Below are 13,143 nucleotides of genomic sequence, written 5' to 3' on the forward strand. Positions count from 1 at the left end.
TTTCCCATACACAATGCCCCATACCCTATGCCCTATTCCCCATACCTAGTCTAGTTTCTCACCACTCAGGATAAAAATGGGATCAACGGCGGCAAAGGTTTGAGAGAAGCCGCGTCTTTCTAGTCGGTTAACCGCAGACTGCACAACTTCAATATTTCTCGCTTGCAACTGGGAAAAGCTTTGAGAAATCATGTACAAACTTTCTAGATTAGTGGCTGTCGCTACTACTCTTCCCGATGACGGTAAATAATTCCACACCGTTTGCAAAATATCTTGAATTGGTCGCCCTCCCTCAATACAGACACGCTGAGGGCTGACTTTAATTTCATGTAAACACTCCGGCGCACTACCTTCAATCACTTCTACATTTTTGACACCAAAGCGATCGCAATTACGTTTAATTAAATTAGCTACTTCTTCATCCCGTTCTACAGCAACAATCTGTCCTTTTGGACACAACAACCCTACTTCTACAGGGATTGTACCCGTACCTGCGCCAATATCCCATAAAACCGAATCAGGTTCTAAACGCAGTTGAGAAATCAATAACAACCGAATTTCTCGTTGACTCAGAGGAATTCCCGGCAAATGCTCGAAAAACTCATCAGGAATACCAGGTGTAACATAAGGCCAAAGTTGGGAAGGCATAGGAATACGCAATTATACTAGTACAAGGGGCAGGTGGTAGGCAGGGGCAGGGGGAGCAGGGGGAGTAGGGGGATAAATTGGCGACAAATTAATGACTCATCATTACTCATCACTCATTACTCATTACTCAGCACTCAGCACTCATTATGATTGGGGAAACATTCAATAATCGCTATGAGATTCAACAACAGTTGGGTAAAAAAGCAGGGCGAAGGACTCTACTTGCTCAGGATCTAGTTACTAGTGAATTAGTGGTTGTCAAATTACTAGCCTTTAGTAGTGATTTTGAATGGAATGATCTCAAATTATTTGAGCGTGAGGCAGAAACTCTCAAATCTTTGTCACACCCGTTAATTCCCAAATATATTGACTATTTTGAGTTAAATTTACCCAAGATTAAAGGATTTGCCTTAGTACAGAGTTATATCCCAGCCCAAACTTTAGAGCAATACCTACAATCTGGCAGAACTTTTACCGAAACTGAAGTTAAACAAGTAGCTAAAGCAGTTTTAGAAATTCTTATATATCTACATGGACTGCACCCCCCTGTGATCCACCGTGATATTAAGCCTAGCAATATTTTATTGGGGGAGCGTTCTGGTAACAGTGTTGGCCAAGTCTATTTAGTAGATTTTGGTTCAGTCCAAACTGTTTTGGCGACAGAAGGCGGAACTAGAACTGTAGTGGGAACTTACGGCTATATGCCACCAGAACAGTTTGGCGGACGTACTGTTACTGCTTCTGACCTTTATAGCTTGGGTGCAACATTAATTTACTTAATCACGGGGACTCATCCTGCTGATTTGCCCCAAAAAGATTTTCGGATACAGTTTGAGTCTGTAGTCAATCTCAGTTCAGGTTTGACACGCTGGCTCAAGTTCATAATTGAACCTAATTTAGAACGAAGATTCAGTTCTGCAAGTGCTGCACTACAAGCTTTAGAAGGATCGCAAGCACCAATAAATATTAGTAGCAGTTTGGTGATCTCTCAACCAGTAGGTAGCAAAATCCAACTCACGAAAAATTGGGATGTGCTGGAAATTGTCATTCCTCCAAAGGGTTTTAGTTGGTCGATGCTGTTTACAGGAGCATTTGCGATCGCCTGGAATTCTTTTGTTCTACCTTGGACAATCTCGGCATTGCTAGCCTCTTTTCCTCTCAATCTCGCCTTGCTCGCATTTTCACTACCTTTTTTGGCTGTGGGTGCCACTCTGTTATGTGGCATAATCTCCCATCTATTTGGGTATACCCGTTTACGTATCGATCACCAAGAAATTATGTTTTATGACGAACTTTTTGGTTTTCAACACCACCGTTCCAGTCCTTCACGCAAAACCAGCATTAACAAACTAGTTTATATCCAAAAATATTGGACTAGAGATCGTGAAGGTAATCGCACTGAAGTTCCGGCTAAATTAGAAATTTGGGCAGGTGTAAGAAAATATGAACTTGGTGTTAATAGCATCATTGAATGGGAAGCAGAATTAAAATGGTTAGCCCAGGAAATCAGTGATTGGTTGGATATGCCAATTCAACGGGGATAAATAGAAACTAATTTTCGTGGCGAGAGTTTCCCTATAGTCGTTTAGATTAATCTTAGGGACTTCCAGAAAATAAATTATCTTATCCAATTTCCTAGATCAGACATCATTCTTTTTCCCCCTACTTCCCCTGCTCCCCCTGCTCCCCCTGCTCCCCCTGCTCCTCCTACTCCCCCTGCCCCCTGCCCCCTGCCCCTTGCCCACGCAGTGATAATATTTTTTAAGTTGGAAGTCCCTTATTTGTATGGCTAGATTATCTCGCGCTGATGCACTCTACCAGACTGATACAACTAAAAAATTCAGGAGAAACTTTATATGTTTGGACTAGGATGGACTGAAGTAGCGATTATTGCCGTCGTCGCTATCGTCATTTTCGGCCCGAAAAAAATTCCCGAACTGGGAAGCGCACTAGGTAAAACCCTACGAGGTTTTAAGGAGGAGCTAAAAACGCCTAGTGAGGATACCACCTCGGAACAAGAAGAAAAATAGATTTTTTAAACTGCCAACTCAGCAACAGTCAATAGTAGAGATGCGACTTTTCCCATCTCTACTATCAACTACAGCAAAGTATTAATTACAGAATTAGATGCTATGCCATTTTGGTTATCAACAACGGAGGAGTGAATATTTTGTGGCTGAATATCTTCCGCTACTACACCGCGTAGCTTAATCAATCTAATAGCGCGGCTGACACTCTCTGGCAGAATTACTACCAAACCTTTGTCGGGAGCCATGTCCAAACCTCGATTAATGGCTTGGGTTTCATCCAAAATCGATTCATAACGGGCATCTGGTTTAACTTGTGTGATGCCTTTGGTGATTAAATCCGAAGCTGATCCCCTTGCTCTACCTCTGGTATCGTCGTCTTCTTTGACAATGATGTAGTCAAAAATTTCGGCGGCTAGTTTACCTAGCATAACAAAATCTTCATCGCGGCGATCGCCAGGTCCACCCACTACACCAATTCGTTGTCCGGTTGTCCAGTTACGCACGAAAGAACCCAAAGCCTCGTAACTGGCGGGATTATGGGCATAATCTACTAGGGCGTGGTAGCTACCCAAGTTAAACAAGTTCATCCGTCCTGGGGTTTGACTCACCGAAGCCCGGAAGGTTTTCAAGCCGGCGCGAATTTGCTCTATGGTGACATTCTGAACAAAGGCTGCCAAACTTGCGGCTAAGGCATTAGCAATCATAAACGGCGCACGGCCGCCCATCGTCAAGGGAATATTTTCTGCCCTTTCGATGCGATGTGTCCAATCTCCTTTAACAATTGACAGATAGCCGTTTTCATAAACTGCGGCGACTCCTCCCTTTTGGATGTGCTGCTGCACTAGTTCCGAACTGGGATTCATCGTAAAGTAGGCAATGTTGGCTTTGGTTTTTTCTGCCATTGCGGCGACACGGCGATCGTCGGCGTTGAGTACAGCATAACCATTGGGAAATACTGCTTCTGCAACCACACTCTTGAGGTTGCCTAACTGATCAATGGTGTCAATGTCACCTATCCCTAAGTGATCTGCTGCTACATTTAATACCACCCCAACGTTAGCAGACTCAAAACCCAAACCAGAACGCAAAATGCCTCCACGGGCTGTTTCTAGAACTGCAACCTCTACAGTTGGGTCTTGTAAAATCAAATGCGCGCTTTGTGGGCCTGTGTTATCACCAGATTCTACTAAGAAATCTCCGATATATGTCCCGTCTGTAGTTGTATATCCTACTACTTTACCTGTTTGCTTATAAATATGGGCGAGTAGGCGGGTAGTTGTGGTTTTACCGTTCGTCCCTGTAACGCTGAGGATGGGAATGCGGCTCGATTGTTCAGGGGGGAACAGCATATCCATAACTGCGCCAGCTACGTTGCGGGGAATGCCTTGACTGGGGGCAACGTGCATTCTAAACCCTGGTGCAGCATTGACTTCCACAATTACGCCATCTAACTCTCTCAAGGGACGGCTAATATCTGTGGTGACGATATCTAGCCCCGCAATATCCAAACCAATGATTTTCACTACCCTTTGGGCTAACCAAATATTTTCCGGGTGGATTTCATCTGTCCGGTCTACCGCGATACCACCTGTACTGAGGTTGGCTGTTGCCCTTAAATAACAAATCGCGCCTTTAGATAGCACGCTGTTGAGAGTGTAACCTTGCCGTTCGAGGAGTTGGTAGCTAGTGCGGTCTAGTTCGATTTTGGTGAGGACTTTATCATGTCCTTCGCCACGGTTAGGATCTTTGTTGGTTTCTTCGATGAGTTCAGCGATGGTGGTTCTGCCATCACCTACAACGTGGGCTGGTACACGTTCAGCAACTGCTACCACCTTCCCATTTACCACTAGTACCCTATGGTCGCGCCCAACGTAATACCTTTCGACAATAATGGAGCGAGAAACTTGTCTAGCAGCTTCGTAGGCGGCTTCGGCTTCTTCCCAATTTCTGATATCGATGGTAATACCCCGTCCGTGGTTGCCATCTAGGGGTTTAATGACAATCGGATAACCACCGACGTATTCAATAGCTTCTTCTAAATCATCTAGGAAGTTAATTACTGTACCTCTAGGTACGGGTACCCCTGATGCCGCTAGGATGCGTTTAGTGGCTTCTTTATCACAGGCTAATTCTACGCCCAGGATGCCGGTTTTTTGGGTCATGGTGGCTTGCATCCGTTTTTGATTCACGCCATAGCCAAGTTGAATCAAAAAACGTGCGCCTAGCTGCATCCAAGGAATACCGCGCTTTTCAGCTTCTTTGACAATAGATTCTGTAGAAGGGCCAAGGGACGCATCACGGCAGAGGTCTTTCAGGTCTTGAATATCTTGCTCTAGTTCTGCCTTGGGATATCGTCCACGGTCTACAATACTTTGGCACAGTCTGACGGCGGCTCGGCCTGCGTAACGTCCTGCTTCTTCGTTGATATACTCAATAACTACCTGGTAAATTCCAGGTGTGGCCGTTTCACGGGTGCGGCCAAAGCCAACGTGCATTCCGGCTAATTCTTGGAGTTCTAGGGCTACGTGTTCGACAATGTGACCCATCATCGTGCCTTCTCGCACTCTCATTAGAAAACCGCCACGACAGCCAGGTGAGCAGTAGTGACCTTCTAGACTTGGCAGTGCCTCTACCAATCCTTCATAAAAACCAGGTATTTCGTTGGAGGGTTTCTCCGCAAGGTTCTCTAAGTCGAGGCGCATGACGATCAGCTTGTGGCGTCGAATGCTCCAGTAGTTTGGGCCGCGTAAGGTCTGGATCTTGAGGATTCTCATGGGAATAGGTAGATGGAGATTCGGAACCAAAATTCTAGTTTCTTACTGGAATTGACCGCTAAACTGTTTAAAATGAACAGTTTTTTTGATTATTTTATGTATTGCTTGGGTTTTTCTACAGCAGAGAATAATAGGCGATCAATTCAGTCTAACCTCAGGTACTCTATTCCGTCAGCTGGAGATGCGGTGTACAGCAGGCAATACGGTGCGCTGGTACAGGTGGAAGCGATCGCCATAGCTGAGGATATGCAGACGTAAGTTATGCACGGTCAAAGGTTCATTTGCGCCAACGTGGGGTTCGTTGGTATGGGTTAATTCAGTGGGATCGACAATGGTGACACTGCCTTTACCCATGACCTGTAACCACCCATCGCGCTCAAATACGGCACAAGTGTCTTCATCAATGCCAATTCCTAGTCTATCGGGATGGGCAGCAACTGCACTAATGAGACGACCCATGCGATTGCGATTATGGAAGTGTTGGTCAACAATGACTTCGGGGATTAATCCCAAGCCAGTCGCCATATCAACTAAGGAGCGATTTGGCGTTTCACCACTACCACCGCCAGCAATCATGTGATGTCCCATCACTGCTGCGCCTGCACTTGTGCCTGCTAAGGTCAGATGTCCTGCGCGCACCCGCTTACGAATAATTTCCATTGCTGGTGTATCAGACAAGACACCACAGAGACGCAGTTGGTCTCCTCCTGTTAAAAATACCCCGCTACAGGCTTCTAGGGCTTCTTTGACATAGGGAGATTCGCACTGTTCCCGCTCACGGATGTCTAAAATCTCGACCTTTTCAGCACCCATTTCTTCAAAAATCCGGATGTACCGACCACCAATAATCGCGGGTTCGCGAGAGGCAGATGGAATAATTGTAATATAAGCCTTACTTGCACCAGAACGTCCAAAAAAAGTTCTGAGGATTTCGCGTCCATGAACTTTATCTTCTGCGCCTCCGATTACCAGAACGGCGGTTTTTGTTGCTTGGGGTGTCCTCATTTCCAGCGATTTAGCTTTTAATTCCGGCATTGTGTTTCTCCTGTCAACAACTTCAGGAACCATCGCTTTGGACGGGTTTCCCGGCTGATGGCGAATGGCGTGTGAATTTAACAAGGTGGATTAGCCTGATAGTTTTTGGACTTTGCTTTTAAGAGAGGACACTGCATTCGAGTCACAAGAAGCCTCATTTATTCTGGTGTTCTTTGCTGTTCCTCAAAGCCAGTGCCTTGTTTTTCACCTGTCCACTGTCTCCAGACTGATTTAATTTTGCTTAGGGGCTGTGTTCGCCTCTAGCATTGGGGATTAGGTTTCCCTTCTGGGTTTGGAGTGAGCAGGTCTTTACACACATTTTCTGAGGCTGGCCTGATACATCCTGGAAGTTGTTAACCTGGTTCAGATTATTTATTTAAATCTAGTTGTGACAATATTTAAACATAAATTTAAGTAACTAGAAAAACTTTGAGCTTAACCAAAACCAAGAGTTGCAAGACTTTTAGATACTATTGATAAAGCCTATATGTAGTTTTAACCTACATTGGCTGCTTGTGTTTGATAGACATTCATTCTTAAGATTAGTGTTCTTGAATACGAATTACTGTGCGTTTTGATATAGTTACACTTTTTCCTGACTGTTTTACCTCGGTTCTGAACTCTGGTTTGCTGGGTAAAGCCCTGGCTAAACAAATTGCCCAGGTAAACTTAGCTAATCCCAGAGACTTTACTACCGACAAGCACCGCAAGGTAGATGACGAACCTTATGGTGGTGGTGTAGGGATGCTGATGAAGCCTGAACCAATTTTTAGTGCAGTGGAGTCTCTCCCAGTTTTACCCCGGCGAGAAATTATTTTAATGAGTCCTCAAGGACAAACCATCAATCAGCCCCTATTACGAGAATTAGCCAGCAATTACGACCAATTAGTGGTAATTTGTGGGCATTACGAGGGGGTAGATGAGAGGGTACTGCATCTTGTCACCCGTGAGGTATCGTTGGGGGACTTCATCCTCACAGGGGGAGAAATTCCGGCGATGGCGTTGATTAATGGTGTGGTACGTCTCCTTCCGGGAACTGTGGCTAAAACCGAGTCCTTAACGGCCGAAAGTTTTGAAGAAGGACTATTAGACTACCCACAATACACCCGTCCCGCCGACTTTCGTGGTTGGAAAGTCCCAGATGTTTTACTATCTGGAAATCATGCTGCTATTGCCAAATGGCGTTATGAACAACAGATAGACAAAACACGCGATCGCCGTCCTGATTTGCTCTCTAAATGGCTGGAGGAGAGGCAGGGGGAAGGAGGCAGGGGGGCAGGGGGCAGAGAGCAGGGGGGCAATAAATCATGATTTTCGGCTTTTTTCTGCCCAATGCCCCATGCCCAATGACTAATGACTAATGACTAATGACTAATGACTAAACCTCATGAACATCCGAATTGGTAACGGCTACGATATTCATCGATTGGTGAGCGATCGCGCTTTAATTTTGGGGGGAGTCCAAATCCCTCATGAATTGGGTTTATTAGGACATAGTGATGCAGATGTACTAACTCACGCCATTATGGACGCAATGTTGGGTGCATTATCTCTAGGCGATATCGGTCACTATTTTCCACCTACTGACCCCCAATGGGCTGGGGCAGATAGTTTAGTTTTGTTAAGCCAAGTAGATCAGTTAATTCGTGATCAAGGCTGGCAAATAGGCAATATTGACTCAGTTGTAGTTGCAGAACGTCCCAAGTTGAAACCACACATTAAAACTATGCGTGACAAAATAGCAGATGTTTTAAAATTACAACCTAATCAGGTCGGTGTTAAAGCTACAACCAATGAGAAATTAGGCCCAGAGGGGCGAGAAGAAGGCATTTCTGCTTATGCTGTAGTCTTGCTGGTATCTTCTAATTCAGTTGGTTAAATTCTTTGGTTGATGCGGTACTATTGGCAAACTTAATTCAACATTCATTTTTCTTAAACTTTAGTATTAGTGCATCTAAAAATTATGCAGACTAAAAATACTATTCTGAACACAGCTAAACGTTTCTGGATACTCATAATTCTGGCTGTATTTACCGCCGCTACAGTTGCAGCTTGTAACCCAAATAGGCTGAAAATGAATGCTGATGCTGCACAAGTACCGCAATTAGTTACCAGTATTCTCAGTGATCCAAAAACTTTTAATTTAGCTCTCAGCCAAGAATCTCCTAATATTTTTGGTTTGACCTATGAGGGTTTAATTAACCAAAATGTTTTAACGGGTAAAGTTGAACCAGCTTTAGCAGAATCCTGGGAAATATCTGAGGATAAGTTAAGATTTACATTCACCATGCGAGAGGGTTTGAAATGGTCTGATGGACAGCCATTAACGGCTGATGATGTAGTTTTTACTTACAACGATATCTATTTTAATTCAGCGATTCCATCAGATGTAAAAGATAGTTTTAGAATAGGTGTAAATCGTCAGTTACCTACAGTTAAAAAAATCGATAATCGCCGCGTAGAATTTTCTTTACCAGAACCCTTCAGACCATTTCTTCTCAATGCAGGTACAGCTATCTTACCGTCCCATGCTTTAAAAGCATTTGTCCAACAAAAAGACCAAGAAGGTAAGCCTGTATTTTTAAGTAAATGGGGCGTTGATACACCTCCAAAAGAAATCATTGTCAACGGGCCTTATAAACTAGAACGCTATGATACTAGTGAACGGGTAATTTTTCGCCGCAATCCCTACTACTGGCGCAAAAATGCTCAAGGGCAACCACAACCTTACATTGAACGTATAGTTTGGCAAATAGTCGAAAATACAGACAATTCTCTACTACAATTTCGTTCCGGGGGACTAGATTCTGTGGGCGTTACAGCCGAATACTTTTCTTTGTTGAAGGTGCAAGAAAAGCAGGGTAACTTCAAGATTTACGGCAAAGAACCAGGAACAGGCACAAACTTTATTTTATTCAATTTAAATAAAGGTAGAAGAGACGGCAAACCACTAGTAGATCCCATAAAATCACGTTGGTTTAATACAGTGGAATTTCGACAAGCAGTAGCCTATGCTATTGACCGTCAAACCATGATTAACAATACATTTCGCGGTTTAGGTGAACCACAAAATTCACCAATTACAGTCCAAAGCCCCTATTATATTCCTCCAAAAGAAAATCTCAAAACTTACGATTATAACCCAGAAAAAGCCAAGGAATTGCTGAAAAAAGCTGGCTTTAAATATAACGAGCAAAATCAACTGTTAGATGCTGACGGTAATCGTGTCCGCTTCACATTGCTGACTAATTCGGGTAATAAAATCAGGGAAGCCATCGGTTCACAAATTAAGCAAGACTTGGCTGTGATTGGTATGCAAGTTGATTTTACTCCCTTGGCATGGAATACCTATACAGATAAACTTGCTAATACTCTCGATTGGGAAGCTTCTTTATTAGGTTTAACTGGTGGTTTAGAACCAAATGATGGGGCTAATGTGTGGTCGCCTGATGGTGGGTTACATATGTTTAATCAAAAACCCCAAGAGGGACAAAAACCAATTGAAGGTAGAGAAGTAGCACCTTGGGAAGCAGAAATTGGTAAGCTATATATCCAAGCTGCCCAGGAATTTGATGAAGCCAAAGTCAAAGAAATTTATGCCCAAACGCAAAGAATTACTCAAGAATATTTACCGTTTATCTATTTGGTAAATCCATTAGCCATGACAGCAGTACGCGATCGCTTTGAAGGGATTCAATACTCAGCTTTAGGTGGTGCGTTCTGGAACATACATGAAATCAAAATTGTTAAATAGCGAATGGGGCATGGGGCATTGGGCATTGGGCATGGAAATACGTCTACCTTGTCTCCCATTCTCCATACCCCATTCCCAATTCCCGATTCCCAATTCCCAATTGCTAAATCTACCGTGACTCAACCAGAAACTTTGCGATCGCTCTTAGAGGCGGTTGCCAATGGTAAAGTTACCCCAGATATGGCTTTAAATTCTCTCAAGGATTTAGCCTATGAACCTGTGGGGGAGTTTGCCAAAATTGACCATCATCGTCATCTGAGAACTGGTTTCCCTGAAGTTATTTGGGGGCCAGGGAAAACACCAGCCCAAATTGCCCAAATTATGGAGGTTATGCGTCAGCGCAACCCTGTGGTGATGGCTACCCGCATCGAACCGGAAGTCTATAATGTATTACAACCAAAAATTCGGGGTTTACGCTACTACGAACTAGCAAAAATTTGCGCCATTACCCCACCTCAAATCGAACCGCAGTTTGAGGGGTTGATCGGGATTCTCTCTGCGGGTACTGCTGATTTACCTGTGGCGGAAGAAGCCGCAGTTACGGCTGAACTTTCAGGATTTCGTGTCCTGCGACTTTGGGATGTGGGTGTAGCAGGCATTCATCGATTATTAAGTAACCGCCATTTGATTCAATCAGCGTCAGTATTAATTGTAGTTGCAGGGATGGAAGGAGCTTTACCCAGTGTGGTGGCGGGTTTGGCAGATTGTCCGGTAATTGCTGTCCCTACAAGTGTTGGTTATGGTGCTAGCTTTGGCGGTTTAGCACCGTTATTAACTATGTTGAATTCTTGCGCGGCTGGGGTAGGAGTCGTCAATATTGATAACGGTTTTGGCGCAGCTGTCCTAGCTGGGCAAATTTTGCGAACAGCCGAGAAATTACGGATGGCATCCGCTACATCTTGAGTTATTACATCGGGGGGAATGGGGATTAGGGACTGGGGACTGGGGATTGGGTAAAACAAGACACCAATCGGTGGTAAGTGTGTTTTGGTGGGTGACTCATCCCCCAAACACGCCTGATAACTGTTCACTGTTCACTGATTTAACTTAATGAATGGCTCAAGATGGAATATTTAGGTGATTTAATATCTCAGAATTTTTGGCATCTGCCGGTAAATTTAACTGTGTTAGCACAGAATGTGACTGATCCGAACGTAGTAGGACAAATGCAGAAAATTTGGACTTCTTTTGTGAAAAGTGGTCAAATTTGGGCGTTGTTGATTGGTGTATGCGTTGGTTATGTCTTTAGGAACCTGACTAAGTACGGTTGACACAGGTAGGAGGTAGGAAGTAGGGAATAAAGATTAGTAACTAGCGGTTGGGAACTAGAAAGGGCTGAGGATCAGATGCCAAAAGATGAGAGGATTAATTTTTTACTCTCCCCAATCCCTAATTCCCAATCCCCAATCCCCAATATTTCTATGACCGAAAAACAAACGTGGAGTCAGAGGTTTGAATCAGCGTTGCATCCAGCGATCGCCAGTTTTAATGCCAGTATTAGTTTTGATATAGAGTTAATAGAATACGACCTCACCGGCTCTCAAGCTCATGCCCAGATGTTGGCGCAGACGGGAATTATTTCCCCAGCCGAAGGGGAAGAATTAGTGGCTGGTTTGGAACAAATCCGTCAAGAGTACCGCCAAGGACAATTTCAACCTGGTATTGATGCCGAAGACGTTCACTTTGCTGTAGAACGACGCTTGACGGAAATTGTCGGTGATGTGGGGAAAAAACTACATACGGCGCGATCGCGTAATGATCAAGTAGGTACAGATACTAGGCTTTACTTGCGTGAACAAATTCAACAAATCAAACAGCTATTACGAGAATTTCAGGGTGTATTACTAGATATTGCTCAACAAAATGTAGAAACTCTCATTCCTGGTTACACCCACCTACAACGCGCCCAGCCTCTAAGTTTAGCTCATCACTTGTTGGCTTACTTCCAAATGGCACAACGCGACTGGGAACGTCTGGGTGATGTTGCACGCCGAGTAAATATTTCGCCTTTGGGTTGTGGTGCTTTAGCTGGGACGACATTCCCCATAGATAGACATTACACCGCTAAACTATTGCATTTTGATGATATTTATGCTAACAGCTTGGATGGAGTGAGCGATCGCGATTTTGCTGTCGAATTTTTGTGTGCTGCTAGCTTGATTATGGTTCACCTGAGTCGGCTATCTGAGGAAATTATTCTGTGGTCATCAGAAGAATTTCGCTTTGTCACCCTCAAAGATAGCTGTGCTACTGGCTCTAGTATCATGCCACAAAAGAAAAATCCCGATGTGCCTGAATTGGTGCGGGGTAAAACAGGCCGAGTCTTTGGTCATCTCCAGGCCATGCTAGTGATTATGAAGGGACTACCTTTAGCCTATAACAAAGATTTGCAAGAAGACAAAGAAGGTTTATTTGATAGCGTCAAAACCGTCCAAGCCTGTCTGGAAGCAATGACTATTTTGCTGCGGGAGGGTTTAGAATTCCGCACTCACCGCCTGAATGAAGCAGTTACAGAAGATTTTTCTAACGCCACCGATGTTGCAGATTATCTAGCAGCTAGGGGAGTTCCTTTCCGAGAAGCTTATAATCTTGTAGGTAAGGTAGTAAAAACTAGTATTGCCGCAGGTAAACTCTTAAAAGATTTAACCCTAGAAGAATGGCAGCAACTACACCCAGCTTTTCAAGAGGATATTTATACAGCTATATCCCCTAAAACAGTTGTAGCCGCACGTAACAGTTACGGCGGCACAGGTTTTGAGCAGGTAAATAAAGCTATTTTGGCTGCCCGTATTCAAATATCAGAGTAGGGAATGGGGGATAGGGAATGGGAAATGGGAAAAATTATTAATTATTTGATGCCCGATGCCCAATACCCGCCCCTAATTCACACCAAAAAGCGAAG

The 13,143-nt window shown here is 44.1% G+C and carries 11 protein-coding genes; 8 read left to right on the forward strand and 3 right to left on the reverse strand.

Features of this window, described 5'->3' with window-relative positions; genetic code table 11:
• Positions 1-45 precede the first annotated feature (45 nt).
• Positions 46-648 carry a precorrin-6Y C5,15-methyltransferase subunit CbiT gene (gene cbiT, locus CV014_RS06505; RefSeq protein WP_236141284.1) on the reverse strand — a complete coding sequence of 201 codons (603 nt, stop codon included), beginning with the start codon at positions 646-648 and terminating at the stop codon, positions 46-48.
• A 146-nt stretch (positions 649-794) separates the two neighbouring features.
• Between cbiT and CV014_RS06510 the strand changes: the two genes are divergently transcribed.
• Both CV014_RS06510 and tatA read left to right on the forward strand, forming a co-directional pair.
• Complete coding sequence (locus CV014_RS06510) at positions 795-2,192, forward strand: serine/threonine protein kinase (protein ID WP_236141285.1); 1,398 nt, start codon at positions 795-797, stop codon at positions 2,190-2,192.
• A gap of 312 nt (positions 2,193-2,504) precedes the next feature.
• A complete protein-coding gene (gene tatA, locus CV014_RS06515; protein ID WP_236141286.1) occupies positions 2,505-2,678 on the forward strand; it encodes a twin-arginine translocase TatA/TatE family subunit in 174 nt (57 codons plus the stop codon).
• A 68-nt stretch (positions 2,679-2,746) separates the two neighbouring features.
• On the opposite strand, the gene cphA is transcribed toward tatA, so the two are convergent.
• Together cphA and CV014_RS06525 are read right to left on the reverse strand one after the other, a co-directional pair.
• Positions 2,747-5,452 carry a cyanophycin synthetase gene (gene cphA / locus CV014_RS06520; RefSeq protein WP_236141348.1) on the reverse strand — a complete coding sequence of 902 codons (2,706 nt, stop codon included), beginning with the start codon at positions 5,450-5,452 and terminating at the stop codon, positions 2,747-2,749.
• Positions 5,453-5,623: 171 nt separating this feature from the next.
• Positions 5,624-6,487 (reverse strand): cyanophycinase, encoded by an 864-nt coding sequence (locus CV014_RS06525; protein ID WP_103140003.1) that lies wholly within the window; start codon positions 6,485-6,487, stop codon positions 5,624-5,626.
• Between the two features lie 567 nt (positions 6,488-7,054).
• Between CV014_RS06525 and trmD the strand changes: the two genes are divergently transcribed.
• From trmD to argH, 6 genes are all read left to right on the forward strand, one after another.
• Positions 7,055-7,798, forward strand: coding sequence for a tRNA (guanosine(37)-N1)-methyltransferase TrmD (gene trmD, locus CV014_RS06530; RefSeq protein ID WP_236141287.1), 744 nt, complete (start codon positions 7,055-7,057; stop codon positions 7,796-7,798).
• Between the two features lie 76 nt (positions 7,799-7,874).
• On the forward strand, positions 7,875-8,366 hold the full coding sequence (ispF, locus tag CV014_RS06535) for a 2-C-methyl-D-erythritol 2,4-cyclodiphosphate synthase (RefSeq protein WP_236141288.1): 492 nt from the start codon (positions 7,875-7,877) through the stop codon (positions 8,364-8,366).
• Between the two features lie 84 nt (positions 8,367-8,450).
• The gene (locus tag CV014_RS06540; RefSeq protein ID WP_236141289.1) at positions 8,451-10,241 is read left to right on the forward strand and encodes an ABC transporter substrate-binding protein; all 1,791 of its coding nucleotides are present in this window, start codon (positions 8,451-8,453) and stop codon (positions 10,239-10,241) included.
• Positions 10,242-10,355: 114 nt separating this feature from the next.
• Positions 10,356-11,144: a nickel pincer cofactor biosynthesis protein LarB gene (gene larB / locus CV014_RS06545; protein ID WP_236141349.1), complete on the forward strand. Its 789-nt coding sequence runs from the start codon at positions 10,356-10,358 to the stop codon at positions 11,142-11,144.
• Positions 11,145-11,305: 161 nt separating this feature from the next.
• Positions 11,306-11,512 (forward strand): hypothetical protein, encoded by a 207-nt coding sequence (locus CV014_RS06550; protein WP_236141290.1) that lies wholly within the window; start codon positions 11,306-11,308, stop codon positions 11,510-11,512.
• Between the two features lie 150 nt (positions 11,513-11,662).
• The gene (argH, locus tag CV014_RS06555) at positions 11,663-13,048 is read left to right on the forward strand and encodes an argininosuccinate lyase (RefSeq protein ID WP_236141291.1); all 1,386 of its coding nucleotides are present in this window, start codon (positions 11,663-11,665) and stop codon (positions 13,046-13,048) included.
• Positions 13,049-13,143 lie beyond the last annotated feature (95 nt).

The organism is Nostoc sp. CMAA1605, from assembly GCF_021596505.1.
In the GTDB taxonomy this organism is placed as follows: Bacteria; Cyanobacteriota; Cyanobacteriia; order Cyanobacteriales; family Nostocaceae; genus Trichormus.